30 protein-coding genes and 4 pseudogenes are annotated in these 23,404 nt (G+C 66.8%); 14 read left to right on the forward strand and 20 right to left on the reverse strand.

Going from position 1 to position 23,404, the window contains the following annotated elements; genetic code table 11:
• Positions 1-209: 209 nt before the first annotated feature.
• On the forward strand, positions 210-644 hold the full coding sequence (locus tag GNX96_RS57765) for a hypothetical protein (RefSeq protein WP_279582352.1): 435 nt from the start codon (positions 210-212) through the stop codon (positions 642-644).
• A gap of 78 nt (positions 645-722) precedes the next feature.
• Here GNX96_RS57765 and GNX96_RS35860 read toward each other — a convergent pair whose 3' ends face one another.
• The 10 genes and pseudogenes from GNX96_RS35860 to GNX96_RS65715 all read right to left on the reverse strand — a co-directional run.
• On the reverse strand, positions 723-1,343 hold the full coding sequence (locus GNX96_RS35860; protein WP_163572293.1) for a hypothetical protein: 621 nt from the start codon (positions 1,341-1,343) through the stop codon (positions 723-725).
• 17 nt (positions 1,344-1,360) lie between these two features.
• On the reverse strand, positions 1,361-2,149 hold the full coding sequence (locus tag GNX96_RS35865; protein ID WP_163572294.1) for a hypothetical protein: 789 nt from the start codon (positions 2,147-2,149) through the stop codon (positions 1,361-1,363).
• A gap of 52 nt (positions 2,150-2,201) precedes the next feature.
• On the reverse strand, positions 2,202-3,230 hold the full coding sequence (locus GNX96_RS35870) for a hypothetical protein (RefSeq protein WP_163572295.1): 1,029 nt from the start codon (positions 3,228-3,230) through the stop codon (positions 2,202-2,204).
• A 227-nt stretch (positions 3,231-3,457) separates the two neighbouring features.
• Positions 3,458-4,246 (reverse strand): hypothetical protein, encoded by a 789-nt coding sequence (locus tag GNX96_RS35875; RefSeq protein ID WP_163572296.1) that lies wholly within the window; start codon positions 4,244-4,246, stop codon positions 3,458-3,460.
• A 109-nt stretch (positions 4,247-4,355) separates the two neighbouring features.
• The gene (locus tag GNX96_RS35880) at positions 4,356-5,033 is read right to left on the reverse strand and encodes a Crp/Fnr family transcriptional regulator (RefSeq protein ID WP_279582353.1); all 678 of its coding nucleotides are present in this window, start codon (positions 5,031-5,033) and stop codon (positions 4,356-4,358) included.
• Positions 5,034-5,176: 143 nt separating this feature from the next.
• Entirely contained in the window at positions 5,177-5,914 is a 738-nt protein-coding gene (locus tag GNX96_RS35885) for a DedA family protein (protein WP_279582354.1), read from the reverse strand.
• A 175-nt stretch (positions 5,915-6,089) separates the two neighbouring features.
• Positions 6,090-7,847 carry a serine hydrolase gene (locus GNX96_RS35890; protein ID WP_163572298.1) on the reverse strand — a complete coding sequence of 586 codons (1,758 nt, stop codon included), beginning with the start codon at positions 7,845-7,847 and terminating at the stop codon, positions 6,090-6,092.
• Between the two features lie 31 nt (positions 7,848-7,878).
• A complete protein-coding gene (locus tag GNX96_RS57770) occupies positions 7,879-8,418 on the reverse strand; it encodes a DUF1343 domain-containing protein (RefSeq protein WP_390624229.1) in 540 nt (179 codons plus the stop codon).
• Positions 8,419-8,672, reverse strand: a pseudogene (locus GNX96_RS65710) (exo-beta-N-acetylmuramidase NamZ domain-containing protein); the annotation flags it as partial.
• 68 nt (positions 8,673-8,740) lie between these two features.
• Positions 8,741-9,097, reverse strand: a pseudogene (locus GNX96_RS65715) (exo-beta-N-acetylmuramidase NamZ domain-containing protein); the annotation flags it as partial.
• Here GNX96_RS65715 and GNX96_RS57775 point away from each other — a divergent pair.
• Positions 8,979-9,227 carry a hypothetical protein gene (locus GNX96_RS57775; RefSeq protein ID WP_279582356.1) on the forward strand — a complete coding sequence of 83 codons (249 nt, stop codon included), beginning with the start codon at positions 8,979-8,981 and terminating at the stop codon, positions 9,225-9,227. The pseudogene GNX96_RS65715 and the gene GNX96_RS57775 sit on opposite strands and share 119 nt — an antisense overlap.
• 263 nt (positions 9,228-9,490) lie before the next feature.
• Here GNX96_RS57775 and GNX96_RS35900 read toward each other — a convergent pair whose 3' ends face one another.
• The 4 genes from GNX96_RS35900 to GNX96_RS35915 are packed head-to-tail and all read right to left on the reverse strand — an operon-like array spanning position 9,491 to position 11,428.
• Positions 9,491-10,162 carry a hypothetical protein gene (locus tag GNX96_RS35900; RefSeq protein WP_279582357.1) on the reverse strand — a complete coding sequence of 224 codons (672 nt, stop codon included), beginning with the start codon at positions 10,160-10,162 and terminating at the stop codon, positions 9,491-9,493.
• Positions 10,162-10,542, reverse strand: coding sequence for a hypothetical protein (locus GNX96_RS35905; RefSeq protein WP_163572300.1), 381 nt, complete (start codon positions 10,540-10,542; stop codon positions 10,162-10,164). The genes GNX96_RS35900 and GNX96_RS35905 overlap by 1 nt, the downstream gene beginning before the upstream one ends.
• Positions 10,533-10,850 carry a hypothetical protein gene (locus GNX96_RS35910; protein WP_163572301.1) on the reverse strand — a complete coding sequence of 106 codons (318 nt, stop codon included), beginning with the start codon at positions 10,848-10,850 and terminating at the stop codon, positions 10,533-10,535. The genes GNX96_RS35905 and GNX96_RS35910 overlap by 10 nt, the downstream gene beginning before the upstream one ends.
• A complete protein-coding gene (locus GNX96_RS35915) occupies positions 10,847-11,428 on the reverse strand; it encodes a hypothetical protein (protein WP_163572302.1) in 582 nt (193 codons plus the stop codon). The genes GNX96_RS35910 and GNX96_RS35915 overlap by 4 nt, the downstream gene beginning before the upstream one ends.
• A gap of 170 nt (positions 11,429-11,598) precedes the next feature.
• Between GNX96_RS35915 and GNX96_RS57780 the strand changes: the two genes are divergently transcribed.
• The 11 genes and pseudogenes from GNX96_RS57780 to GNX96_RS35960 all read left to right on the forward strand — a co-directional run bounded on the left by GNX96_RS57780 (position 11,599) and on the right by GNX96_RS35960 (position 18,156).
• Positions 11,599-12,267 (forward strand): NAD(P)/FAD-dependent oxidoreductase, encoded by a 669-nt coding sequence (locus GNX96_RS57780; protein ID WP_279582358.1) that lies wholly within the window; start codon positions 11,599-11,601, stop codon positions 12,265-12,267.
• On the forward strand, positions 12,267-12,650 hold the full coding sequence (locus tag GNX96_RS57785) for an NAD(P)/FAD-dependent oxidoreductase (RefSeq protein ID WP_279582359.1): 384 nt from the start codon (positions 12,267-12,269) through the stop codon (positions 12,648-12,650). The genes GNX96_RS57780 and GNX96_RS57785 overlap by 1 nt, the downstream gene beginning before the upstream one ends.
• 11 nt (positions 12,651-12,661) lie before the next feature.
• The gene (locus GNX96_RS57790) at positions 12,662-12,970 is read left to right on the forward strand and encodes a hypothetical protein (protein WP_279582370.1); all 309 of its coding nucleotides are present in this window, start codon (positions 12,662-12,664) and stop codon (positions 12,968-12,970) included.
• 290 nt (positions 12,971-13,260) lie between these two features.
• Positions 13,261-13,629 (forward strand): hypothetical protein, encoded by a 369-nt coding sequence (locus GNX96_RS35925; protein ID WP_163572303.1) that lies wholly within the window; start codon positions 13,261-13,263, stop codon positions 13,627-13,629.
• A gap of 4 nt (positions 13,630-13,633) precedes the next feature.
• Positions 13,634-13,894, forward strand: coding sequence for a hypothetical protein (locus tag GNX96_RS35930; RefSeq protein ID WP_163572304.1), 261 nt, complete (start codon positions 13,634-13,636; stop codon positions 13,892-13,894).
• A 158-nt stretch (positions 13,895-14,052) separates the two neighbouring features.
• Positions 14,053-14,652 (forward strand): hypothetical protein, encoded by a 600-nt coding sequence (locus tag GNX96_RS35935; RefSeq protein ID WP_163572305.1) that lies wholly within the window; start codon positions 14,053-14,055, stop codon positions 14,650-14,652.
• A 162-nt stretch (positions 14,653-14,814) separates the two neighbouring features.
• Positions 14,815-15,848 (forward strand): annotated as a pseudogene (gene fbaA / locus GNX96_RS35940) (class II fructose-bisphosphate aldolase).
• Between the two features lie 108 nt (positions 15,849-15,956).
• The gene (locus GNX96_RS35945; RefSeq protein ID WP_163572306.1) at positions 15,957-16,382 is read left to right on the forward strand and encodes a SigE family RNA polymerase sigma factor; all 426 of its coding nucleotides are present in this window, start codon (positions 15,957-15,959) and stop codon (positions 16,380-16,382) included.
• Positions 16,379-17,362 (forward strand): hypothetical protein, encoded by a 984-nt coding sequence (locus tag GNX96_RS35950; RefSeq protein ID WP_163572307.1) that lies wholly within the window; start codon positions 16,379-16,381, stop codon positions 17,360-17,362. The genes GNX96_RS35945 and GNX96_RS35950 overlap by 4 nt, the downstream gene beginning before the upstream one ends.
• Positions 17,304-17,681: a hypothetical protein gene (locus tag GNX96_RS35955; RefSeq protein ID WP_163572308.1), complete on the forward strand. Its 378-nt coding sequence runs from the start codon at positions 17,304-17,306 to the stop codon at positions 17,679-17,681. The genes GNX96_RS35950 and GNX96_RS35955 overlap by 59 nt, the downstream gene beginning before the upstream one ends.
• Before the next feature lie 64 nt (positions 17,682-17,745).
• Positions 17,746-18,156, forward strand: coding sequence for a DUF3151 domain-containing protein (locus GNX96_RS35960; protein ID WP_163572309.1), 411 nt, complete (start codon positions 17,746-17,748; stop codon positions 18,154-18,156).
• Here the strand turns inward: GNX96_RS35960 and rocD are convergent.
• Positions 18,153-19,354, reverse strand: a pseudogene (rocD, locus tag GNX96_RS35965) (ornithine--oxo-acid transaminase). The gene GNX96_RS35960 and the pseudogene rocD sit on opposite strands and share 4 nt — an antisense overlap.
• A 624-nt stretch (positions 19,355-19,978) precedes the next feature.
• Entirely contained in the window at positions 19,979-20,476 is a 498-nt protein-coding gene (locus tag GNX96_RS35970) for a bifunctional 4-hydroxy-2-oxoglutarate aldolase/2-dehydro-3-deoxy-phosphogluconate aldolase (RefSeq protein ID WP_279582360.1), read from the reverse strand.
• 105 nt (positions 20,477-20,581) lie between these two features.
• On the opposite strand from GNX96_RS35970, the gene GNX96_RS35975 reads away from it, so the two are divergent.
• Positions 20,582-20,917, forward strand: coding sequence for a hypothetical protein (locus GNX96_RS35975; protein ID WP_163572310.1), 336 nt, complete (start codon positions 20,582-20,584; stop codon positions 20,915-20,917).
• A 3-nt stretch (positions 20,918-20,920) separates the two neighbouring features.
• On the opposite strand, the gene GNX96_RS35980 is transcribed toward GNX96_RS35975, so the two are convergent.
• The 4 genes from GNX96_RS35980 to GNX96_RS35995 form a co-directional block, all read right to left on the reverse strand.
• A complete protein-coding gene (locus tag GNX96_RS35980; protein ID WP_163572311.1) occupies positions 20,921-21,625 on the reverse strand; it encodes a polysaccharide deacetylase family protein in 705 nt (234 codons plus the stop codon).
• Complete coding sequence (locus tag GNX96_RS35985) at positions 21,588-21,797, reverse strand: hypothetical protein (protein WP_163572312.1); 210 nt, start codon at positions 21,795-21,797, stop codon at positions 21,588-21,590. The genes GNX96_RS35980 and GNX96_RS35985 overlap by 38 nt, the downstream gene beginning before the upstream one ends.
• 89 nt (positions 21,798-21,886) lie before the next feature.
• A complete protein-coding gene (locus tag GNX96_RS35990; RefSeq protein WP_163572313.1) occupies positions 21,887-22,906 on the reverse strand; it encodes a LacI family DNA-binding transcriptional regulator in 1,020 nt (339 codons plus the stop codon).
• Between the two features lie 176 nt (positions 22,907-23,082).
• Entirely contained in the window at positions 23,083-23,343 is a 261-nt protein-coding gene (locus GNX96_RS35995) for a UBP-type zinc finger domain-containing protein (protein WP_163572314.1), read from the reverse strand.
• Positions 23,344-23,404: the final 61 nt, after the last annotated feature.

The following is a 23,404-nucleotide window of genomic DNA, read 5'->3' on the forward strand; positions in this document are numbered from 1 at the left end:
CTTTCGCTGTACGCTCCGGCGCACCGACGGCGTCGTCGTACGCCTCCCGGTTCGCCGCTGGCACGCCCCTGCTCGCGGCGCCGACCGCTGGATGCTGCCCGCTGCGCCCGCCCGACCCTGGACCTGGGCTGCGGCCCGGGCCGGCTCGTCACCGCCCTCTCGCCGAACGCGGCCTGCCGACGCTCGGCGTCGACATCAGCCCGGAAGCCGTGCACCGCACCCTCAGCCGCGGCGGGATGGCCCTGCACCGGGACGCGCTGACCCGGCTGCCGGGGGAAGGCCGGTGGCGGCATGTGTTGTTGGCGGACGGAAACATCGGCATTGGCGGCGACCCGGTTCGGCTCCTCAGCCGGGTCGCCGACCTGTTGGAACCCGGCGGCACCGCGCTCGCGGAACTGTCCAGCAACGGTGGCCTCTGGCGCGGCGGCGCCCGGCTGGAGTCACCCGACTCGGTTAGTCCGTGGTTCCCGTGGGCTCAAGTGGACCTAAGGTCCATCCCCACCATCGCAGCGGCCGCCGGCTTCACCGTACGGTCAGTCCGCCGCGGCCTCCGCGCCTTCGCCGAACTGCAGTTGCCAAGCGATCGGATCAGCCCGCGAGATCGTTTAGTTCCTTGGTCAGATCCGGCCGACCGAAAGTGGTGAAGATCAATCCCAGCTGATTGAGTAGGTGCTGGCGTTCATCGACTCCTAGCCCGTCGAGGAATTTATCGATCACACCAGTCATGGCCGACAACTGGTCGACCGCGCCAGCCGCGGGGGTCCGGCGATCAGCCCGGCCACTCGATCGAAGCCGTCCTCAACCAGCTCCGGCCATACATTCTTTCCCCGTTCCTGGTTCCGGTAGAACCAATATGCGCGGGCCATCGCCGGATCGCGGAGGATCTTGTCTCGAAGAAATCTGACGTGCAGCAGGTCGAACTCCCATTTTCGGCGTACTTCTGCTGCCTTTTCGCGTTGCAGAGCCAGTTCCTGCGCGATGTGCACAGATTGGTCGTTCGTCCATAGGTCAATCTGTACGTGCGAGATCAGCACCGGTAGGTCGACCCGCCGTCGCACCCCCACCAGGGCGGTGTTCATGCAGTCCTGCGCCGCCTCGCTTTCCAGAGGGGTGAATCTGGCGGCGATCTGACACGCGATTTGGCGCACGTAGTCGCGTACACCAGCGAGATTGACCACCGTTGGCATCTGCGCATCCAGGCTTTGCCATTCGGCGATCGCCCGCGCCGCGAACGAGCCGCCTTCCACCGAGCTGCGCAAAGTCATCGACCATTCCTCGCACGAGAGCGGGGGTCGTCCGACCAACCAGTCGAGCACGCTGGCGAGCCGTTCCTTGGCGGACATTCCAACCTCCGTACGAATCATCGGGTGATCAGCGGATCGGCGTGGTGAAGTGATTCCTGCGCTAGGTCCCGGAGCCTTCGGCGGTCTGGCCGAACCTCGTCGGCACTGACCGGCTGCCAGCGAAAGAGCAGCTTCTCCAGGAAAATCAGTCGTCGAACGTCAGCTGGCTCGATGCGAACAGCTCCGCTCAGCACCGCGACTACTCGCTCAGTTCGCGCCGGACTCTCGGAGCAGTCCTCCAGCCAACCATCGATCAGCGCGGGCAACCGAGGCCGCAGACTCGGTTCGTCACAGGCCCGTGCGACCGCTGCGGAAACGCTTTGTTGATGACTGAAATCGGTGATGAAGTCCAGGAAATGCGCGCCAGACGCTGCTCTGATCGCGGTGAGAGCGGGCAGCGCGACCGCACCCTGTTCTTGCGTCCCAGAAGCGAGCCAGGCGACAATTTCAGTCAGGAGTTCCTGGCGTTGAGCGGGACGAGTCCAAGTCGAGACGACGGCGTCGATGACCGCGTCGGCAACCTGTTCACGACTATCTAGACTTAGCGCTCGCAACCGGCGGAGGGCATAGGTCGGGTAATAGTCCATCAGCTGCCCACCGCACACGCTCGCGACTACGGACAACAACGCGGCGCTGGCGCCTTCCCGCGTCCACTGCCCCATGCGTTCCCGGAGCCGCGGGCCGATCCCTGGGCGCAGCGCCGCACTGGCTATCAGGTCGACGCCGGCCTGCCGCATTCCCGTCGCTTTGGCCCAGTCGATCGCGACTGCGGTAACCAGACCGAGATCAGTGTGCTGCTCGGCCACGTCCAAGAGCAGGTGTGCCGTCGAAACCGCGATCCGTTGCCGTGGATAGCCATTAAGGCGGGGAAGCCGTGCGATCCAATGACAAACGTCCCGCCGAAAGGAGGATGAGCGGTCCCGCAACGCGAAGCTGAGTACCGCGGGGGCGTACGCCGGCTTGTCGAAGGCGACACACCCGTCTGACGAGATGGTCGCCTCGATGGCAGTTGCCAGTATGTGTGCTCCCGGACCGAAAAAACCCACTGCTGATGGCGCTCTGGTCTCCCAACGCCTGGGCGAGCGCTTCGGCGGCACGCACCACCTGGGGCGCTGGCTCTGCTTCCAACATCGCAGTGGCGAGAAGGAAGAGGCGCGCTTCGGTGGTGTTGGACTCATCGGCGAACCACTTTTCCAGGTTGTCCCGCCAGTTGTGGTAGGCGGCGAGTACGTCGTTCGTGATCTGTTCGTCAGATTTCTCCGACTGCGATGGGCTTTTACGCGCATCGACGATCAACGCGGCCAATCGAGCGACCGCTCGTGGCGGCTTGTCGGCCCACAGCCTGTGTGCAGAGGTGTTCCCCAGCCACGGCCCGGCCGAGATTCCCGCGGCTGACAGTCGGGATGCAAGGACCTGCCTCGAGTCCGGTCGTGGCAGCGTGAACACCAGTTCGGTCGCACCTGCCTGCAGTTCTCGCCAGTGCTCGGCTGTCAGACATAGAACGAGGAAGGACCCGCAGTCTTTGATCGTACGTACATATGACATGAAAGACAGGGACAACTTCTCTATGACCTTCGGATCCGCGGTGTCCAGGCTGAGAAGGTAGCCGGCTCTTGGCTCGGTCGGAAGGGTGTCCTGCAGAATTCGGTTCGGTACGTCGTAAACCACTTTTCGTTCGATTCCGGGGAGCTCCGCGAGTAAACGCATCGCTGAGGTTTCCGCGCCGTTACCTGGATCCGTGACCAGGATCACAGCGCCCGTTTTGTGTAAGTGCCCTTTGGCCCCCTCCAAGGTGTGGTGCTGACCGTTGGCGTCGATGAAGCCGGGGTCGACGTACGTACGCTTGCATTCCTTGAGAAATTCGTCGCTTAGCTTGGTGTGCGGCATCTCCCGATCGGCAATTGGTGTGTGTGCCGATGTACATCGTGTACGTGTTCTGACCGCCGAAAACTTTGCCCGCTGCTTGGCCGGCGTTGGCACTTACGTCGATCCGAGCTGTCTCGTCCGCGTCTAGCGCTCCCCATTCGGTATCGGCGATTCCGGGTTCTTCCATGGGAATGTCCGTCGGCTCGGTCACCGGTCTCCCCTCTCCGTGGGCGGACGGCGATACATGGTCATGCCGCCGTGGACCGTTCCCGCCGCTTGTGCGCCATCGTGGGCCGTGATCGTGACGTGGTCGTTCTTTCCCTCCTGCCTTGGTGCGGGCGTGGAAGATTCTTCGGGCGGGGCCGGAAGAACGCCACCACGCAGCGGTTCGCCGATGGTGCCGGTATGTGCAGCCAGGCGTGTTGGGTGAAGGATTTTCCAGGAACCACGGCCGAAACATCGACGAAATGGTCTGGATGTAGGCCTGCGTAGCCGCCTTCGACGACATCCTCATAGACCCGATCGGACAGGATCGCCACCACGTGGGTGACGGTGTCGCTGCTGGCCGCGAGCATCATCTTGGCGACTTTCGAATCCAGCAGGCGGTGTGCGTCGTTGCGCGGTTTTCCGTTGCCGTCGAAGAAAGGGTTGTCGCCGTTGCCCGGCAGTGGACCGACATTGAGACTGACTCGAAGCCGAAGCAGTGGATCTTGTCGGCGGGCATTGTCATTGCGTTCGGCCAGGATTTCCTGGAGATACCGCAGATACGGATGCACCAGGCGGGGGAGCAACTCGGTGGGCACACCGATGGCGACGCCGTCGCCGGTGCTGTTGAAGAACCTGGGGGTGGCCCAGGCAGCGGCCAACCCGCTGCGACGGGCAGCCTCGGCGGCCACCACCCGAGCGATCTCCGTGCTGAGCGGCTGGTGGTCGCGACTCCGCGCGGCGGTGAACTTTTCCGCGTCCACCACGAGAATGCCTTGGTACGGCGGAAGATCCGCAGGTCGGCTGTACGGGCTGACAGGATCGACGGGCATGGTCGGCTCCGATGAGAGGGGGAGAAGGCGGATATAAGCCTCGCCCCGCCTGCCTACGGCTTCTGCCCACTATTGGGCAGACAAGACCGTGACGGCGGACTCACCATGGTCATGCCCGGTCGGTGGCGATGCGGTGCAGTCGGGGGAGATCTCGGAGCACCACCAGTCGCCGGCCGGTGCGTACGAGTGCCTCGCCGCGCAGGTGTGTCAGCTCCTTCACGATCATGTTGCGGGAGGCGCCGACCGCCTGGGCGAGGTCGTCCTGAGAAACCTCTATCCATACCTCGTCACCTCGGACGGATCCGCAGCTGTTGGTCAGCCGGATCAAGGTGCGGGCGAGCCGGGCACGAACGGGAAGGACAGCCATCTCCGCGCGCAGTTCGTCCGATTCACGCAGCCTTCCCGTGACGTAGCGCATCAGGTCGGGGGCAAGCCGGCATTCCTCCATCGCCCGATGGAATTCGTCAGCGCCGAACCGATGGGCGGTGACGGGTGCGAGAGCGGTGACCGTCGCGGACCGGTCCCGCCCATCGAGCACGGATGTCTCGCCAATGAGATCTCCACCGACACGGACGGCGAGCAGCGTGGTGCGTCCGTCCGGCTCGATCCGGACGACTTTCACCCGGCCGGTCCTCAGTAGGTAGACATGATTACCGGGTTCGCCTTGCTGAAACAGGACCTGGCGGGAGGCGAAGCGGGCGGGTCGGCCTCGAGACACGAGGTCGGACCGTCGGTGCGACGGGACCCGGTCGAGGAAGGTCACCCGGCGCTGATCGCCATCGAGCATCGACGCACCCCCGAAGTTGGTCAAAACACCAACAGTAGTCACCAAATGACGTTTGGTGATAGGTGCGTCCACATTCGGTAGCCATGGACATGCGGTACGGGAGGGGCCAGAACGGCTTGGATTGTTGAGAGTGCCGCCCGGAATCAGGCGGAGCGGTCGGCGTGCCGGGGCTCGTGGGTGCTGGCGGTGGCCGCGGCGCGGCGCTGTTCGCGCTTGTTCTTGACCAGTTCGATGGTGACCGGGATGAGCGACAGCAGCACGACACCGCCGATGACCGGCAGCACGAACTTGTCGATCGGGAAGTTGCCGAAGCGCTCGCCGAGGAAGTGGCCGAGCAGGATGATCGAGTCGGTCCAGAGCACCGCGCCGATCAGGTTGTAGACGAAGAAGCGCCTGGCGGACATTTCCAGCACGCCGGCGACCGGATTGAGGAACGTCCGTACGAGCGGGATGAAACGCGCCAGCACCACGGACTTGCCCGGGCCATACTTGTTGAAAACGCCCTCGGCCTTGTCGACGTACTTCTTCTGGAAGATCACCGAATTCGGTTTCTCGAACATCGCCCGGCCGAACTTGGCGCCGAGGAAATGCCCGACCTGGGCGCCGGCGGTGGCGAAGAGCGGGCAGCCGATCAGCAGCAGTGGCAGGCTCAGCTGGGCCCCAGCGACCTTGACGGCGACGCTGGTGGTGCCCACACCGGCCACGAAGAGCAGCGTGTCACCGGGCAGGAAGAAGCCGATCAGCAGGCCGGTTTCGGCAAACAGCACCGCGTATACGCCGAAAAGTCCGAATGGCTCGATATATGACTTCGGGTCAAGCGGATTGAACGACAGGCTCTGCTTCTGGGCGAGAGTGTCGTGGATGTACTCGCGGAGGCTCACCGTTCCCAGGCTACCGGGTGACCCGTCCTATCTGGCCGGCCGGTCTCAGCGCAGATTCAGGTTAGGAGCAATCTTCGACCATCTCTCGACCTCGCCACAAGAGTTCGCGACGGTTTTGGCCGCGATGAGGCATCGCGGCCAAAACCGCAGACGAAGCCGCGGCCAAAATCGAGGGTCAGTGGTCCGTACGAGTGAAGCCGTCCGCCTGCAGCAGCCACGGCTGCCGCTCGGTGTCCACCAGCGTCCGGTGCCCGTCGCTTTCCCTGACGCCGTCGACGTAAACGCCACGGCCTTCCTCAGACGGGTCCGTCACGTACTGCCAGCGCACCAACGCCGGTCCGGAGAGGGTGCTGAGGTCAGCGGTCGCCTTCATCCAGCGACGGCCGGTGAAGCCGGAGATCTGACCGTTTTGGTACGTGGCCGCGCCGATCGCCGGCGAGGTGGCCGAGAAGGGCAGCGCCGTCCAGGTGGTGCCGTTGTCGGTCGACACCGTCAGGCTGAGGATGTCCGAGTCGGCCTCGGTGTCCACGAACAGGTCGAAGCCGAGCTTGCCGGGCTGGGAGACCGGCAGCGTGAGCCCGGAGGTCCGCTTGTCGCCGTAGCCGGCGAACCACTCGTCCGGCCCGTCCGCCGGGTGTACGGGCAACGCCTCCGCGGTGTAGCGGGCGGCGGCCAGCCGGGACGGGTTGGTGCTGCCCCAGTTGCGGCTCGGGTGCACCCGGTTGGTCAGCAGAATCTCGAAGGTGTGCGACAGCGGGTCGATCACGATCGACGTGCCGGTGTAGCCGGTGTGACCAGCCGTTTCCGGGCTCGACAGCGCATCCATGTACCAGCGGTGGTTGAGCTCGAAGCCCAGCCCGTGCTGCGCCTCCGGGTCGGTCAGCGTCGGGTTGTAGTTGGTGAACATCGTGTGCACCGACTGCGGTGAGAGCATGTGGTAGCCGCGGTACGTGCCACCGTTCAGCAGCGTCTGCGACAGGATCGCCAGGTCGTCGACGGTGGAGAACAGGCCGGCGTGGCCGGCCACGCCGCCCAGCGACCACGCGTTCTCGTCGTGCACACTGCCCCACACCATTCCGCGCGGCGGGTTGGCCTGGAACTCGGTGGCGGCGATGCGCGGCTGCAGAGACGCGGGCGGGTTGTACATCGTGTCGTGCATGCCCAGCGGCCCGGTGATCCGCTCGCGAACCAGCTGGTCCAGTTTCTTACCGGTGACCCGCTCGGCCAGCACACCGAGGTTGATCATGCTGAGGTCGGAGTAGAGGTAGCGGGTGCCCGGCGGCGCGGTCAGTTTCGCGCGTACGGCCGCGTCCAGCCGCGACGCCGGGTCCGGATACGCGCTCCACAGCGGCAGCCCGGACGGCAGGCCGGACGTGTGCGTCAGCAGCATCCGTACGGTCACCGCCTGCTTGCCGCCGTCCGCGAACTCCGGCACGTACTGCGCGACCGGGTTCTCCAGTCCGACCTTGCCGCTCTGGATCAGCTGCACGATCAGGATCGACGTGAACAGCTTGGTCATGCTGGCGAGGTCGTAGATGGTGTTCGTACGGGCCGGAATCTGCTGGTCGGCGGGAAGTTCGTTGGTGGCGTCGGCATATTTCACCGCGTCGCCGACGGCCTCCCTGTCCACGATCGTGCCGTCATGGCCGACGATCCAGGTGGCGCCCGGATACATCGGGAAGCCGTTTGCCTGTTTCTGCAGGAAAGCACTAAGCGACGGGCGCAGTTTGTCCAACTCGGAGGCGGTCATCCCGGCCTGCCGTGGGCTGCCGGTGTGCAGGGTGGTCCACGGCGACGCGAAGCCGGAATACGGCTGGTCGAAACCGCGCGCCGACCCGGGCCAGTCCGGGCTCGCCGAGGCCGGCAGGGCACCGCTGAGGGTGGCCGAGACCAGAGTGGTCACGCCAATAGCCAAAGCCGCGAAGCGCTTCATCGCCGACTCCCTTCTGTGTCGATGTGGTTCATTACCGGTGCCCGTACAGCAAGTAGGGCGCGCGCTGGCGGTTGAAAGCGGCGAGCTCGCTCTGCCAGGAGGCGACGATGTCGGCCACCTCCATGCCGCTGTCGAGCTGGGTACGCAGCCGGTCCGAACCGGACAGCAGGTCCAGCCAGTATTGGCTGCCGGTGTGCACCCAGCTGAAGTTCGGATAGCGGCGAGCCTCCACCAGCATCGCCACCGCGGTTTCAATCGCCCGGTAGCGGTGCGGGTCGGTCACGGTCAGCTCGACCCCAGCGCAGGTTTGGTTGACATGGTCCGAAAAAGTCGGGACGAAATACGCTTCGCGAAAGCGTACGCCGGGCAGGTTGCGGGCATTGAGCCGATCGCCGTACTTGTAGTCCAGGTCAGGTGACCCAATAAACTCGAACGGCCGGGTGGTGCCGCGGCCCTCGGAGATGGGTACGGCCTCGAAATAGCAGGTGCCGACGTAAACCTGGGCGGTCTGCGGAGTCGGCATGTTCGGCGACGGCGGCACCCACGGCACCCCGGTCTGGTCCGGCAGCATGTTCGGCTGCCAGCCGGTGCAGCGGATCACCGTCAGGTTCTTTCCCAGCTTTTTTCCGACTTCGGCCTGCAAGAACTCGCCGTCGTAGAACCTGGCCAGCTCGCCGACCGTCATGCCGTGCCGCTGCACGATCGCCTTCAGGCCGACACCGGACGTGAAACCCGGGCGCATCAGGGGCCGTCCGCCTGGCCGCCGATCGGATTCGGCCGGTCCAGTACGACGAACTTGCGGCCACTCGCGGCCGCCGCTGCCATCGCGTTGTAGAGAGTCCAGATATATGTGTAAAAAAACGCGCGCCGGCGTCCTGGATGTCGAAAATCACCGTCTCGACCCCGGACTTGTCGAACAGTGCCTGGAATTTCGCGATGTTCGCGCCGTAGGCGTCGTAGACGGTCAGGCCGGTACGCGCGTCCGTACCAGTGCCCTCCGAACCGCCGGCCTGCGCGCTGCCGCGGAATCCGTGCTCCGGACCGAAAACTCCGGTGATGGTGAGGTTCTTGTTGGTGACCATCGAGTCGACGATGTGGCTGTAGTCGGGCAGCACGCCGGTCGGGTTCGAGATGACCCCGAGTTTCTGGCCGGTGAACATCGACCAGTTCGCGGCCGCGGCCACCTCGGCGCCGGTACGCACCCGGCCTGGCCAGTTCGCCGGGCTGATCGGACCGGCGCTGGCCGCCATCGGGAGCGCACTGCCGCCGGCTACCGCGGCAATACCGCCGAGGCCGCCGGCCAGCACGGCCCGGCGGCCGAATCCGGACGGAGTTGTGGGCATCAGAATTCTCCCAGTGGTAGGGAAAGGCCGGCCGTGACCACCAGCGGACAACGCCCAGACCGGTGGCCGGGCAGCACAGAACTCGCGGTGCGCAAGGAGATGCCTCCGGGGGCGAAGGAGGTGATGAGCGGGAGGAAATAAATTCCTCATCTTTCGAGACGATCGAAAGGTACCTACAGCGTTGCCGCTGGTCAATGCGCTGGCCGCGCAGATTTACCTATAATATCCCGAATTGCGGTCGAAGATCCCCGAAGGGGGATATGTAATGATCAGCAGGTATTTGCCGGTTTATTCGGCTGGTCAGCCCGCGTTCGTACGAATGCTGGCCACCATCGCGGACAGCAGCGGCTTCGCGGCCGGAGGCCCCTCGACGACCACCACGTAGTTGTACGGCGAGTCGTCGTATTTCGTGAATCGGGACAGCGCGGAGAAATACGCCGAGGGCGAATTGGTCTCCAGAGTGGCTGTTTGCCGGTCCACCGGCGTAAACCGGCGAACCTCGCCGTACCAGGCCACCTGCCAGTCCACGCTGTAGAGGTTCTGCCGCTCCACCGGGCAGTCGTCTGGGCAGGCCCGCCAGATCAACCGCAGTCGGGCGGTGACCTTGCCGGGGTCGCTGCTGTTGGCGCACTCGTACCCGAGGCCACCCAGGCCCGCGGTGTCGGTCGCGCAGGACCAGCTGGCCGGCAGGATCACGTCGAAAGGCAGCCTGGGCAGCGCGTCCGGGTTGACGCTCGGCTCGCCGGGCAGCGTGGGCGAGCCGGTCGGCGACGGGTTCTGCGCACTCGGCGTCGCTGTCGCGGATGGGCTCGCCGACGCCGCCGGACCCGCGCTGCTGGGCTGCACCGACGGCCCGTCGGGAAGGGCCGAAGTGCTGCTGGCGGGGTGCGCGATGGCGTACCAGCTGATGCCGATGACCAGCGCGGCGACCACCAACGCTGCGGCGACGATGAGGATGCTTCGGCGGCTCATCATGGCCCTGCCTGGGTACGGATGTCGTTCACGATCTGCTGCGTCAACCGGGTGTCGGTGACGGGTCCGTCCACCGCGACCGCGACCTGCATGCGGCCCTGGGTGCCGTTGGAGATGGTGAACAGGCTGGCCCACAGGTGGTAGCGGCCGGTGGCGGTGACCTGCGCATAGCTGGCAGACGCGCCGACAGCGGTCCAGTCGGTGCCGGTCGGCGGCGCCCACAGACCCGGCCAGTTGGCGGTCAGCTGCTGTCGTACGGCGGTGGGGCAGCCGCCCCTGCAGTCGCGGGCCATCACCCGCAGCTGGATCTTGAAGGAGGCGGCGCCGCCATCCACGCAGTCGGACCGGATGCCATAAGTCGCGTCGGTCGTCAGTGGCACGCAGGCCCAGCCCTTGGGCAGCCGGAATGCGAAGGGCAGCCCGAGATCGCGCGGACGGCGAGGTCCTGCGTCGGGTCAAACATCGGGCCGACCAGCGGCATCGGCTGCTTGGTGGTGCTGAAGCCGGGCGGGCGGGCGGCCCAGCCGACGAACGGCGGCGACGGGCTCGCGGTGGGTTTGGGCACCGCACGTACGACGTTGGAGGGCCGTTGGAGGGCGGAGCGTACGAGCGTGCCGGCGAAGAACGCGACGGTCAGCACCAGGATCCCGACGACGGCCAGGACCGTCCACCGGCTCGCGTGCCTCACCGGCTGACCACGGCGCGATAGAGCACCAGCTGGGCGAGTGCGACCGCGGCCCGGTCGGCGAGGTCCTGCGAGGCGGCGATCGCCTCGTACCGAACCGTCACGATGTCCTTGCCGGCCCGGGCCACCACGATCGACGTGACCGGATCGGTGCCAGCTTTCTTGCCGTGCGTCAGATAGCCCTCGTCGCCCAGTCCGTCGAGCGAGTGATAGGCCGGCGACACGTCGTCCAGGCGCCGCTCGTACGCCAGCGTGGCCGCCGCGTGCGCCTCGGCGTCCTTGCCGCGGTAGCGGTTCACCACGATGCCCAGCTCCGCGTGCGGGATCTGCCGGCCGGCGTCGGCCGCGGTGCTCACGTGGCAGGTGGAACTCGAATACTGCGCGGTCACCGGCTTGTCGCCGGCGGCCATCAGCCCGGGGGACGGCACCAGATCGTCGATGAGCTCGCGGGTCACCACCCGACAGAGGTTGACCGGCAGCGGGATGTCGGCCGCGATCACGGTGGCGCTGACCGGGTTGAGCAGCCAACCGAGCCCGAACATCGCGGCCACCCCGATGCCGGTCACGATGATGGTGCTCACCGGAACGCCGCTGACTCGGATGACTCCTCCCTCTGTTACCACCCGGAGTCTATGGCGGTCGCACCGGCCAGCCGCACGGTGGCTGTCTTTTGGCTTTTCGACGCGGCGCCGGTGAGGATCGCTGCTATGACCGAACGACTGGTGGTGGTTGGCGGCGACGCGGTGGTGGGATGGCGGCCGCCTCACAGGCCCGCAAGCTGCGCGGACCGCAGGACCTGGAGATCATCGCGCTCGAACGCGGTGAGTTCACGTCGTACTCAGCCTGCGGGATCCCCTACTGGGTCGGTGACCAGGTCACCAACGGCCCGGACTCGCTGGTCGCGCGCGATCCGCGCACGTTCCGGGAGAAGTACGCGGTGGACGTACGGCTGCACCACCGGGTCACCAGCTTCGACCTGTCCGCGGGTCTGCTGGCGATGAGCGACGACGCGACCGGTGCCGAACTGGCGCTGCGGTTCGACCACCTGGTGATCGGTACCGGCGCCGCACCGGTCCGGCCGCCGTGGTTCACCGAGGCCATTGAGGACGAGGTTTCCGGCGTCCACTTCGCCCAAACGCTGCCCCAAGGTGCGGGCCTGCGGGACGAGGTGGCCGGGCTGCCGGGTGGTCGTGCGGTGGTCTGCGGCGGCGGTTACATCGGCGTCGAGATCGCCGACGCGCTGCACCGGCGCGGGCTTCAGGTGACGGTGGTGTCCCGCTCGCCCGAGCTGATGTCCTCGCTGGACGCGGACATCGCGGTGGAGCTGCGTACGGCCATGGAGAAGGTCGGCATCACCGTCCTGACCGGCACTTCCGCCGCCGGCCTGACCAGCGCGGATGGGCACGTCACGGGGGGGTGATGCTGGCCGACGGGTCCGAACTGCCCGCCGACCTCGTGGTGCTGGGCCTCGGCGTACGTCCGCGCAGCTCACTCGCCGCCGCGTCCGGGCTGGAGCTCGGCCCGTCCGGTGGCATTCGTACGGACGAGCAGTTGCGGGTCCGGCGGGCCGGGCAGGTGCTGCCGAACGTCTATGCGGCCGGCGACTGCACGGAGGTGTGGCACCGGGTGCTGGAGCGGCCCGTCCACCTTCCGCTGGGCACCCACGCCAACAAGCAGTCCCGCGTCGCGGGCATCACCATCGGCGGCGGCCAGGCCACCTTCGCCGGTGCCATCGGCACGGCCATCACCGGTTTCTGGGCGGGGCGGACGGCGTCGAGGTCGAGGTCGGTCGTACGGGTCTGAGCTGTCGCGAACTGACCGCCGAGGGCCGCCCGTACGTACAAGCCACGATCCACGGCACCGCCGCGTCTGGCTACATGCCAGCCGCCCCGTCCGTCACCTGCCGGCTGGTCGCCGACCCGACCACCGGTGCGATCCTTGGCGGCCAGCTGATCGGCGGCCACGGCGTCGCCAAGCGCATCGACGTCGTCTCCGTCGCAGTCTGGCACCACCTCACCGCCGCCGACCTCGTCGACGCCGACCTCGGCTACTGCCCACCGCTGTCCCCCACCTGGGACCCCATCCAAATAGCCGCCCGCAAACTCCTCACCCAACTCGGCTAACAGTTGCCAGACTCAGGTCATGCGGGGGTGACCAGCGATGCTCGCGAAATCCTCGAAGAAGCGGGTGGGAGCGAGTGATCTCGTGGTGTCGGTCTTCGTGGACAAACTCCGAAAAGGTAAGGGTAGGAAACGAATCGGACGGAAATGCACGTGCAAATGCACGGGCGAGTTTCCTAGAGTTTCCAACAAAATTTTGCCAACCCTTGTCGCTTAAGCTGGTACGATAACCGCTCCCAACGCGTCGCTGGCAGTTGGAGCGGGAGTCTGGGGGAAAGTTACGGGGAGGGCAAGTGGCCACCATCATTGTCCCGGTCGGGTTCTCGAACGGTCCGAGCTGGAATCCGGATCCGGACGTGCAGCTGGGCGCCGAGCCGGACTGCTATGAGATCATTCTGGGCTACGGGACGGTCAGCCTGCAGCGAGAATCCTTCCTGACGTGGGTCTCGGCCTTCGCCGACATCGACGTGCATTCCAAGCTGGAGCTGACCCGGGATCGGCTCATTCAGACCGCCGGGTCGATGGCCGGCGTGCTGGACGCTGGACGGCGCTGCGGCGGCGGTGCAGCGGCTGGTCGACACCGGGCTGCTGGTCGAATTCGATCCGGCTGCGGACTCGATGATCGAGTTTCTTCGGTCACACCGACTTTTCCCGACCGGTGAGGGATTGGGGAACACCAGAGAGTCCCCGGAATACTTCCGGATTGGCCGGGACGGCAACGTGCTTTTTCACGTGTTGAGCGAGGTCTACACGCTCTGGGGCCTTTCTCATAACAACAAGTCGATGTGGGACAGCGTCGGAGAATTTTTCCGTGGGCTTGACCAAGATCCCGTCATCCCGTACGACAGGGCAGGCCTCGGATCAATTTTCGCCGCCGCGATTCCGCTGCTGGTGGCCGGTCGCTGCGCCTATCTGCAACCGCTATGACCGTTCCGGGGGTCGGGTCTAGTGAGCCGACCCGGTCCGGATTCGCCGCCGGAATGCGGAAGGCTTCCGCTGCCCAGAAGAGATTTCAAGGGAGCCGCCCGAAAACCTGGGCGCTGTTGGGTGCCGGCGGGGAGAGTCTAAAGAAAAGCAGCGTTGACGTGATCGCCCGAGCCGCCACGTTGGCGGCGTACAACGAAGTGTATGCCGGTTGGTTGGCGACGCAGACGGTCCACGTGGACCTGGCCACTTTCGCGGTGCCGGCCGCAGCCACCGTGGTGGGCACTTTGCTGACCAAAGGTCCGGAGAATCTTCGGGCTATCGGCAAAGGCAAGGTTGAGCAGGAAAGGACCCGCAATGCCGAAAAGTTGCTCACCGAGCTGACCGAGGCCAGGGACGCCGCCTATCACCTCATCGCGACTCAAGGTCAACAGATCGACCAGCTAACCGGGGCGGTCGCGGAGCTGATCGCCAGCTCCAGCCGGCAACAGCTGGTCATTGACGGGTTGGTCGCCCGAGCTGTCGGGCAGCCGACGAGTCCCGCGGCGGTTAGTCCGCAGCGGTCCGCGGCTCCGCCGGATCCGTATCTGGTCCAGCTGGACCCGGGCATCACGGCGCGTACGTACCGAATCAACGAGCGCGCACGCCAGGCCGCGCAGGAAGCGCGGCGGCGGAATGTCCGGAGCGGCCCGGAACCGCCGGACCAAGGCAACCCACCGCCGCCTCGACCGTCACCCAGGCCGCAGTCGCCCCACCCGTAACGTGCGTAAGCGACCGCGCGTACGCGCGGCGGACCCGGGCGTGAACACCGACGCACCCTGCGCTGCGTCGAGACCCCGGCCGGTAGGGTAAACGCAGGTCGACCTGGCTGCGGCTGGGTGACCCGCGGAACGTATCTGGCTCGATACAGAGGAGCGGTTGGAATGCCTATCGCCACGCCCGAGGTCTACGCCGAGATGTTTGACCGGGCCAAGGACGGATCCTTCGCCTATCCGGCCATCAACGTCACCTCGTCGCAGACGCTGACCGCGGCGATCCGCGGCTTCGCCGAGGCCGAGAGCGACGGCATCGTGCAGGTGTCGACCGGCGGCGCCGAATACCTGTCCGGGTCGACGGTCAAGAACATGGTCGTCGGAGCGCAGGCGCTGGCCGAGTTCGCGCACCACGTGGCCGCGCAGTATTCGGTGAACATCGCGCTGCACACACGACCACTGCCCACTGCCCCAAGGACAAGCTCGACGCGTACGTACGACCGCTGCTCGCGATCTCCGCGGAGCGGGTCAAGAACGGCCAGGAACCGCTCTTCCAGTCGCACATGTGGGATGGCTCGGCGGTGCCGCTGGACGAGAACCTGACGATCGCCAAAGAGCTGCTGGCCCAGGCGGCCGCGGCGAAGATCATCCTGGAGATCGAGGTCGGTGTGGTCGGCGGCGAGGAGGACGGCGTCGCCAACGAGATCAACGAAAAGCTCTACACCACCGTCGAGGATGGCCTGAAAACCGTCGAGGCGCTCGGGACCGGTGAGAACGGCCGCTATATCACCGCCTTGACTTTCGGCAACGTGCACGGAGTTTACAAGCCAGGCAACGTAAAACTGCGGCCGGACATCCTGAAGGAGATCCAGGAAGCGGTGGGCGCCAAGGTGGGCAAGGAAAAGCCGTTCGACCTGGTTTTCCACGGCGGATCCGGTTCGCTGCCGGAAGAGATCGCGGCCGCGGTGAGCTACGGCGTGGTCAAGATGAATGTAGACACCGACACGCAATATGCGTTCACCCGCCCGGTCGTGGACCACATGTTCAAGAATTACGACGGCGTCCTGAAAATCGACGGAGAGGTCGGCAACAAGAAGGCGTACGACCCGCGGGCCTGGGGCAAGGCGGCCGAGGCGGGCCTGGCTGCCCGAGTGGTCGAAGCCTGCCAGAACCTCAGTTCGGCCGGGACTTCGCTGAAAAACTAGTGGTGGCCGAAAAATCGGGGCGGGCGAAGAAAAAAACAGCGGCAGTACGAGGAGGAGTTCGAGGCCTTCCTTACTTACCGCTATGCCGTCCTGCTCCGGTTCGGCTATTTGCTGACCGGTGACATCGGTGCTGCTGAGGACATGCTCGACTCGGCGCTGGCTGGTGCGTACCGGCACTGGCGCAGCACCCGGCTCGCCGGCGCCGAGCAGGTCGTCCGCAAGACGATGTTGTCCGGCGCGCTTTCATCGGGGTGGTGGCGGGAATCCCTGACCCAGCTGACTGGTTGGCAGGGGCGTCGCCCACTGCCGGTACGGGCGGAATTGCCGGGCGCCCCAGCGAGCGAGGAAGCCGAGGATCTCTGGCATCGGCTGGCTGGGCTGCCGCGGTTGCAGCGGGCGCTGATGGTGTTGCGCTACGACGAAAATCTGGAGCTCGACGCGATCTCCGAGCTGATTTCCCAACCGCCTCGCCGGGTCACCCGGCTGATCGAGGAGGCGCTGCATTCTTTGGCCGTGCGGGAGGTCGTCGAATGAGCCTGCCGGACACCCAGGAATCGGCCACCGAGACCTTGCTGCGGGAGTCGTTCGCGGCGCCGGCCCGTACGCCCCTGGTGCCGGTCGATCCGCGGCCGGCGATCCTCGCGCTGGATCGTCGGCAGCGCCGCCGCTTCCTCGCAGTTTTTTTCGTTGCGGTGGTGGTGATTATCCTTGCCGCGGTGGGCATTCCAGCGGTGACCACCGCGCTGTCCGCCGACCCGGCGGCGGTGGCGCTGGAGGCGCCGGCCGCTGGCAGTGGCCTGCTGCCTTGGGCGCCGCGTGGCGACCGGGTGACGGACAAGACCGCGATCGCCGTCGCCGAGCGGTCCTGGGTGCGCCGGGCGGAGGCCGATCCGGCCGTACGCGATGTCCATCTGCTCTACGCCAACACGTCTTCGGAAGGCGTTTGGGTTGTCCTGCAAGGCATCGACAAGAACGGCCAGCCGACGGCCGCGCAGATCCGGTACGCGGCTGGCGGTGCTTTTGTTGAGTGGGCTGCCAAAGTGCCCAAGCCGGCGCCGCTCGCGATTTACCTGCCGGACGGCCTGTTGGCCACCCGACTGCTGTTCGCGCCGGGTCTGGCCGCCAGCAAGGTCACCTTGCGCGAAGACGGCTGGCCGGCTCCTGACGCCGGCCCCAGCGCGGGCGTAGCCGCCGATGGGCTGTCCCAGCCGGTGCCGCTGGCGACCGAGATGCCGTCGAACGATCCGTTCGACTTCGACGTTTCGGGGGATCCGCGGCGGCCGGCTCGTACCGATCGCGTCCGGCACCGCCGCCTACGGCTCGCTGTTCACCACCTCGAATGCCATCAGCATCAGCCCGCCGCCCGCCGGCTGGTCGTCCGACGCGCTGCCGTCCGGCCGGATGATCTCCCTGGCCAAGGCCGCCCGCGCCCAGTTGGGCGTACGGTCCCTGGACGTGGCCGAGCTCGGCCAGTTCACGCCGGCCACGGTTGCCGGCAAGCAGGTCACCGGTGAGGCGCTGCTCGTACGTGACGGCGGCCGGTCGTGGCTGGTCACCGGTTTCGCGGTCGGCGACGACACGATGCCGTGCGTACGAGTCGAGGCCATCGCCGCCGTTCCCAACGTCGTCGCGGGCAGCTGCCAGAGTGGGTCCGTACACGCTCTTATGGGCTCCGCCGCAACGCCCGCGGCCTCTTTATGGCTGGCCGGCAGCAAGGTCGCCGACCAGTCGTCGGTGACGGTCGCCGACCCCGCGCCCGGCACCGCCGGCCGGCACCTCCAGGCCCGCTCCGCCACCGGCCAACCCCTCGGCGCCGCCCCCATCCCCAACTAGCGATGACGGCTGCTTCGGCCAGGTCGCGTCGTCGCCGGTCTGGTGACCTGAGCATGATGGGGTCATGACTCACAACCTGCTGGGCGAACCCGCTCCCACCCTGCTGCCCGTGGACCCCGCGACCGCCGCGCTGGAGTCCCTCGGCGACGGCGACCTGTCGTCGGTGGCGGCGCGGTTCCCGTCTTCCAGCGCGGCCTGGGGAGCGCTCGCTGATCGGGCCTTCGCGGCCGGCGATCCGGTGGCTTCGTACGCGTACGCGAGGACCGGCTATCACCGCGGCCTGGACCAGCTGCGGCGGTCCGGCTGGAAGGGCTTCGGCCCGGTGCCGTGGTCGCACGAGCCCAACCGCGGGTTCCTGCGTGCGCTGCACGCGCTGGGCCGCGCCGCCGCCACGATCAACGAGGCAGACGAAGCGGCCCGCTGTGCCCAGTTCCTGAAGGACTCCGACCCGGTCGCAGCTGACGCCCTCCGCTAGGAAACGACGGCGCGGATCTGCTCGACGGCCCAGTCGATCTCGTCGGCGGTGATGACGATCGGCGGGGCGAGCCGGATGGTGGAGCCGTGGGTGTCTTTCGCCAGCACTCCACGCTCGGCCAGCCGCTCGCAGACCTGCCGGCCGGTGCCGACCGACTCGGCGAACTCGACACCGGCCCACAACCCGCGGCCGCGCACCGCGACAACCGCCTCGGACGGCAGCTTCGCCAGAGATTCATGCAGGTGGGCGCCCAGCTCGGTGGCGCGGCGCTGGAAGTCGCCGGTGGCCAACAAGTCCACCACGGCGGTGCCGACGCGCGCACGCGAGCGCGTTGCCACCGAACGTGCTGCCGTGCTCACCCGGCTTGATCACCCCGAGCACCGGCCAGTCAGCCACCACAGCGGAGACCGGCAGGATGCCGCCGCCGAGCGCTTTGCCCAGCACGTACATGTCGGGCACCACGTCTTCGTGGTCGCAGGCGAAGGTCGCGCCCGTACGCCCAAGGCCGGACTGCACCTCGTCGGCAAGCATCAGCACGTTGTGCCTGGTGCAGGCCTCCCGGATGCCTGCGAGGTAGCCAGCCGGCGGCACGATCACGCCGGCCTCGCCCTGGATCGGCTCGACCAGGATGGCGACCGTACGCGGATCGGCGATCTCCTTGACGGCGGCTTCCAGATCGCCGAAGGGCACCACGACGAAGCCAGGCGTGTAGGGGCCGAAGTCGGCGCGGGCTTCCTCGTCGGTGGAAAACGAGATGATGCTGACCGTACGGCCGTGGAAGTTGCCTCCGCAGGTGACGATCCGGGCCTCGCCGTCCGGCACGCCCTTGACCCGGTAGCCCCACTTGCGGGCCACCTTGATCGCGGTCTCCACCGCCTCCGCGCCGGTGTTCATCGGCAGCACGGCGTCCTTGCCGGCGAGCCGCGCCAGCTTTTGGCAGAACTCGCCGAACCGGTCGTGGTGGAAGGCTCGGCTGGTCAGCGTTAGCCGGCCGAGCTGGTCGGTGGCGGCGGCGACAGCGCGCGGGGTGCCGGTGGCCGAAGTTGAGCGCCGAGTAGCCGGCGAGCAGGTCGAGATAGCGCCGACCGTCCACGTCGGTCACCCAGCTGCCTTCGGCTTCGGCGATGACCACCGGCAGCGGGTGGTAGTTGTGCGCGGCATGCTCTTCCGCGTACGCCACCGCGTTCGATCCGGTCATGGGCACAGGGCTACTGGTCAACGAGGTCACGCTGTCAGTATCAGGGCCGACCGGGCGACCGCAACAGCGGCTCACCTCATCATCCTGCGCAAGAACATTGCGTAGCAGCCGTACGAACCGGTGGTTCGTTGCGTCCCTCGCGAACTCGGCGTTCCGGTTGCCGACTCGCCTGTGGTGACGACAAGCTCGCGGATGGTGAAATTTTTGACGCGCGCGCGTCCTCAAACCCACCCCCCACCCGATCACTGGGTGGGGCTAGGGCGCGTCTCCTCATCCCAGGCGGCGAGGGCCGAGCCCAAACGCCGCCTGCGAGCACCGGACGATCACACTCATACAACAAAGGTATGAGCGCGACCGCCCGGCACTCGCAGGACGACGCTTGGATCTCGACCCTCATCCACCTGGAATGAGGAGACACGCCCTAAAAAACAGTGTGGGTACGACAGTTTCGCGCCGCACCTGGGTCAATCGGCGGGTCCTTGTTATTCGGCCAGCATCGCGAGGAAGGTGCGGGCTCGCTCGCGCAGTTCGGCCTGGTTGCCGCCCGAGGAGGCGGCGTCGCCGACCAGAGGTGAGCCGACGCCGACCGCGAGCGCGCCCGCGTTGAGGTAGGCGCGTACGACGTCAGCTCCCTCCCCCGCCGACCGGGACGAAGTGCAGGTCCGGCAGCGGGTCGCGGAGGGCCCGTAAGTAGCTGGGTCCGCCGGCGGAGGCGGGGAAGAGCTTGACGGCGGTAGCGCCGGCGGCGTCCGCGGCGAGTGCCTCGGTGGCGGTGAAGGCGCCGGCTAGTACGGGCAGACCGGCGTCGACGGCGGCCGTGACGCCGGCCGAGAGGCCGGGGGTGACCACGAAGGTCGCGCCGGCGTCGCGGCGCGCGGGGGCGTCGTCAGCGGTGCGTACGGTCCCGGCGCCGACGCCCAGGCCGGCGGCACCCAGCTCGGCGGTCGCGGCGGCGATGACCTTCGGCGCGTCCGGGGTGTTCAGCGACACCTCGACCAGCGGCACGCCGGCCGTCACCAGCGTGACGACCGTACGCAGGGCCGCGTCCGGGTCGGCGCCCCGCACGATCGCCACCAGCCGGTGGGCCGCCAACTGGTCGCGAAGTTCCTGGCTCGTCAGCATGTCCCTCATCATCGCTGGCCGCCGGCCCGCACCTGCCGGCGGCAAAGCAACGGTGACGGATTACCTTGACGGAGCACTTACAGCGATCGAGATGGGGCGAGCGAGATGCCACGCGGACAGCGGCTGGCGACGGCGGCTGTGCTCGCCGTGATGGCCGCCGGGCTGGTCACCGGCTGCGGTCAGACCAGCGGCCAGGCCACCTGTCAGGGCACCACCTGCACGGCCACCCTCTCCGGGGCTGGCGCGCTGATCACGATCGACCGGATCAAGACGGTCGTACGGCTGGATTCGGTCGGCGACGACGGCGCGACCGTGTCGATCAACGCCAAACCCGTGCCGCTGCGCGTCGGTCAGACGACGACCATCGCGCAGACGCAGGTCACTCTCAAAAGCGTGAGCGACGGCACGGTGATCGTCGTCGTCCTGCAGCCGGCTGACTGACATCTATTCCGGTCGTGGTGTGACGAAGGTCAGGCCACGGGATTTCAGTGCTGGCAACGCTTTCTGCAGCGCCGCATAGGTCTGGGTACGATTCCCGCCGCCGTCGTGGCAGAGAATGATCGACCCGGGTTTGGCGTTCTTGATCACCGTGGTGATGTGGGCGACCCCCGGCCGGGACCAGTCGCGCGGATCCACGCTCCAGTCCAGCGGGGTGAGTCCGACCTTGCGGGATTCGGCGAGCAGCCGTGAGGTCCAGTTTCCGCCGGGCGCCCGGAAGAACACCGGACGGACGCCGCCGCTGGCCTTCATGATCACCGCGGTGGTGGCGGTGATGTCCTGGTGGATGGTGCTGGTGCTCTTGGTGCCCAGGTGCTCGTCGTGATGCATGGTGTGGTTGCAGAGCAGGTGCCCGCCGGCCACGATCTGCTTCACCAGATTCGGATACCGCTGGACATTCTCCCCAATAAGGCAAAAAACCGCCTTTATGTGAAGTTTGGCCAACAGGCGCAGGTATTCCGGGGTGTACGTGGGGCTCGGGCCGTCATCGATCGTCAACGCGATGTTCTTGCCGCCGACCGTACGCAACGGGGATTTTCCGCCGCCTGGCAGCGATGCCGGCTGTCCACGGAACTGCGCGGTGGGCGGCTGCGAGCCGTCGACCGCGCCGCCGTCATCGTCGGATGATGAACCTGAAGGTGAGGGTGACACCGATGGGGTGGGCGAAGGAGATGCCGGTGCGGACGGGGAGCTGCTGATCGACGGCCGCGGGGTGCTCTCGGCGACGTTTTTTCTTGCCGCACGCACTCACCAGCAGGAGCCCACTGAGCGCGAACACCAAAGCGAACAGCGGCCATCGCCGGCCATTTTGCCGAGTAGTCATAAATCCTCAGACGCTTGGGAGCAAGATCCGGTTGCCCAGTAGTTGCCGCCAACCGGTCGGATATTACCGTACCCGCCCCTGCGCAGAAATTATTCGGCCGTCCGGCCGCCGGTGCTTTCCCTTTCCATCAAACGGAAATCCGCCTGCACCTCGCGAGGTGGCGCGTCCCGGTCGCCGTCGATCCTGGACTGCAGGAATTCCAGCGACAGCCGGGCGATCTGTTCCTTGTCGGGCGAGATCGTGGTCAGTGTCGGAGTGGAGAAACGGCCGTCCTCGATATCGTCGATGCCGACGATCGCGATGTCGTCCGGCACTCGGGCGCCTATCTCGTACGCACCCCGAATGGCACCGAGTGCCAGCAGGTCGTTGAAACAGAAGACTGCGTCCGGCGGCTCAGGAAGCGACAGCAGGTCCTTGACCGCCTGGATGCCATCCGCGCGGTGGAAGGTCGCTCCCTGTTGGATCAGGTCCTCGTCCACTGGCAGCCCAGCCGTCGACAGGGCGTCCAGGTAACCCTGCAGCCGCAGCCGCGCGGTGCCCTGGCCGTCCGGCGGCTGGACGCCGATGGCCGCGATCCGGCGCCGGCCGAGGGCGACCAGGTGCTCGGTGGCGATGCCGGCGGCGGCCACGTTGTCGATGGCGACGTGGTCAGCCGGCCCTTCGAAAACCGTCTCACCCAACAAGACCATCGGCGTGTTGTCCGTACGCGCCGCGAGTTCCTCTCGACCAACCGACAGTGGGCTCACGATCAGGCCGTCCACCAGCTGCGGCCGGATGCCGGCCAGGACGTGCCGCTCGCGCTCCAGCCGCCCGTCGGTCTGGTCGATCAAAACCGTGTAACCGCGCTCTTCGGCGGCGCGGATGACGCTGCGGGCGAGCTCGGCGAAATACGGCGAGTCCAGCTCCGGCAGCGCCAGCGCGATGATGCCGGACTTGCCGCGGCGCAGGTTCCGGGCCGACAGGTTGGGCCGGTAGTTCAGCTCCTTCAGCGCCGCCTCGACCTTGGACCGGGTAGTTGGGGTGACGTGCTCGTACCCATTGACCACGTTTGAGACGGTTTTCACCGAAACGCCGGCCCGCAGTGCCACATCTCGCAAACTGGCACCCATCGAGTGGGCCTCCCCTCATCGCCGCAAACCGCACAACCGGGTCGTACGTACGCGTTAAGTATCACGGATACGCTTTACAAGCGCACGCCCGATACTGTTAACTTCTCACAACCTGCTGTGGTGAGTGGTTCCCGCGGCACGAAGAGCCAGACCCTGGTGTGCGGTGCCGGACTCCCTCACACCAGGGTCTGATCAACGAAACACCATCTCCAGTTCTCGCCCGGTTCGGCCGAGGCCATCACCGGGTGGTCGTCGGCGGCGAAGTGCGCGCTCGCGTGCCGGGACGGCGACGAGTCGCAGCAGCCGACCTTTCCGCAGCTCAGGCACAGTCGAAGATGGACCCAGCGGGTGCCGGCGGCGAGACAGTCCTCGCAAGCGCCCGGTGTCCGCGGCTCGATGTCCGGGTTGACAGTGCCCACATGAACGCAACTGGGCATTGGCGATCTCCCCTACTGAAGTCAGATGGTGGTCAAAGTAGTGCCCCGGCGGACCAGCGTA

The sequence above is a fragment of the Fodinicola feengrottensis genome (assembly GCF_010993775.1).
In the GTDB taxonomy this organism is placed as follows: domain Bacteria; phylum Actinomycetota; class Actinomycetes; order Mycobacteriales; family HKI-0501; genus Fodinicola; species Fodinicola feengrottensis.

Excerpts from the sequence above, each read along its gene's own strand:
- GNX96_RS35975 (WP_163572310.1), top strand. The coding sequence starts at position 20,582 with ATGCCACGCGGACAGCGGCTGGCGACGGCGGCTGTGCTCGCCGTGATG.
- GNX96_RS35900 (WP_279582357.1), bottom strand. The coding sequence starts at position 10,162 with ATGAGCCGCCGAAGCATCCTCATCGTCGCCGCAGCGTTGGTGGTCGCC.
- GNX96_RS35950 (WP_163572307.1), top strand. The coding sequence starts at position 16,379 with ATGAGCCTGCCGGACACCCAGGAATCGGCCACCGAGACCTTGCTGCGG.
- GNX96_RS35875 (WP_163572296.1), bottom strand. The coding sequence starts at position 4,246 with ATGCCCGTCGATCCTGTCAGCCCGTACAGCCGACCTGCGGATCTTCCG.
- GNX96_RS35890 (WP_163572298.1), bottom strand. The coding sequence starts at position 7,847 with ATGAAGCGCTTCGCGGCTTTGGCTATTGGCGTGACCACTCTGGTCTCG.
- GNX96_RS35870 (WP_163572295.1), bottom strand. The coding sequence starts at position 3,230 with ATGCCGCACACCAAGCTAAGCGACGAATTTCTCAAGGAATGCAAGCGT.
- GNX96_RS57775 (WP_279582356.1), top strand. The coding sequence starts at position 8,979 with ATGACCCCGAGTTTCTGGCCGGTGAACATCGACCAGTTCGCGGCCGCG.
- GNX96_RS35985 (WP_163572312.1), bottom strand. The coding sequence starts at position 21,797 with ATGACTACTCGGCAAAATGGCCGGCGATGGCCGCTGTTCGCTTTGGTG.
- GNX96_RS35970 (WP_279582360.1), bottom strand. The coding sequence starts at position 20,476 with ATGCTGACGAGCCAGGAACTTCGCGACCAGTTGGCGGCCCACCGGCTG.
- GNX96_RS35995 (WP_163572314.1), bottom strand. The coding sequence starts at position 23,343 with ATGCCCAGTTGCGTTCATGTGGGCACTGTCAACCCGGACATCGAGCCG.
- GNX96_RS57770 (WP_390624229.1), bottom strand. The coding sequence starts at position 8,418 with ATGCTGCCGGACCAGACCGGGGTGCCGTGGGTGCCGCCGTCGCCGAAC.
- GNX96_RS35960 (WP_163572309.1), top strand. The coding sequence starts at position 17,746 with ATGACTCACAACCTGCTGGGCGAACCCGCTCCCACCCTGCTGCCCGTG.
- GNX96_RS57785 (WP_279582359.1), top strand. The coding sequence starts at position 12,267 with ATGCTGGCCGACGGGTCCGAACTGCCCGCCGACCTCGTGGTGCTGGGC.
- GNX96_RS35880 (WP_279582353.1), bottom strand. The coding sequence starts at position 5,033 with ATGCTCGATGGCGATCAGCGCCGGGTGACCTTCCTCGACCGGGTCCCG.
- GNX96_RS57780 (WP_279582358.1), top strand. The coding sequence starts at position 11,599 with ATGGCGGCCGCCTCACAGGCCCGCAAGCTGCGCGGACCGCAGGACCTG.
- GNX96_RS35860 (WP_163572293.1), bottom strand. The coding sequence starts at position 1,343 with ATGTCCGCCAAGGAACGGCTCGCCAGCGTGCTCGACTGGTTGGTCGGA.
- GNX96_RS35990 (WP_163572313.1), bottom strand. The coding sequence starts at position 22,906 with ATGGGTGCCAGTTTGCGAGATGTGGCACTGCGGGCCGGCGTTTCGGTG.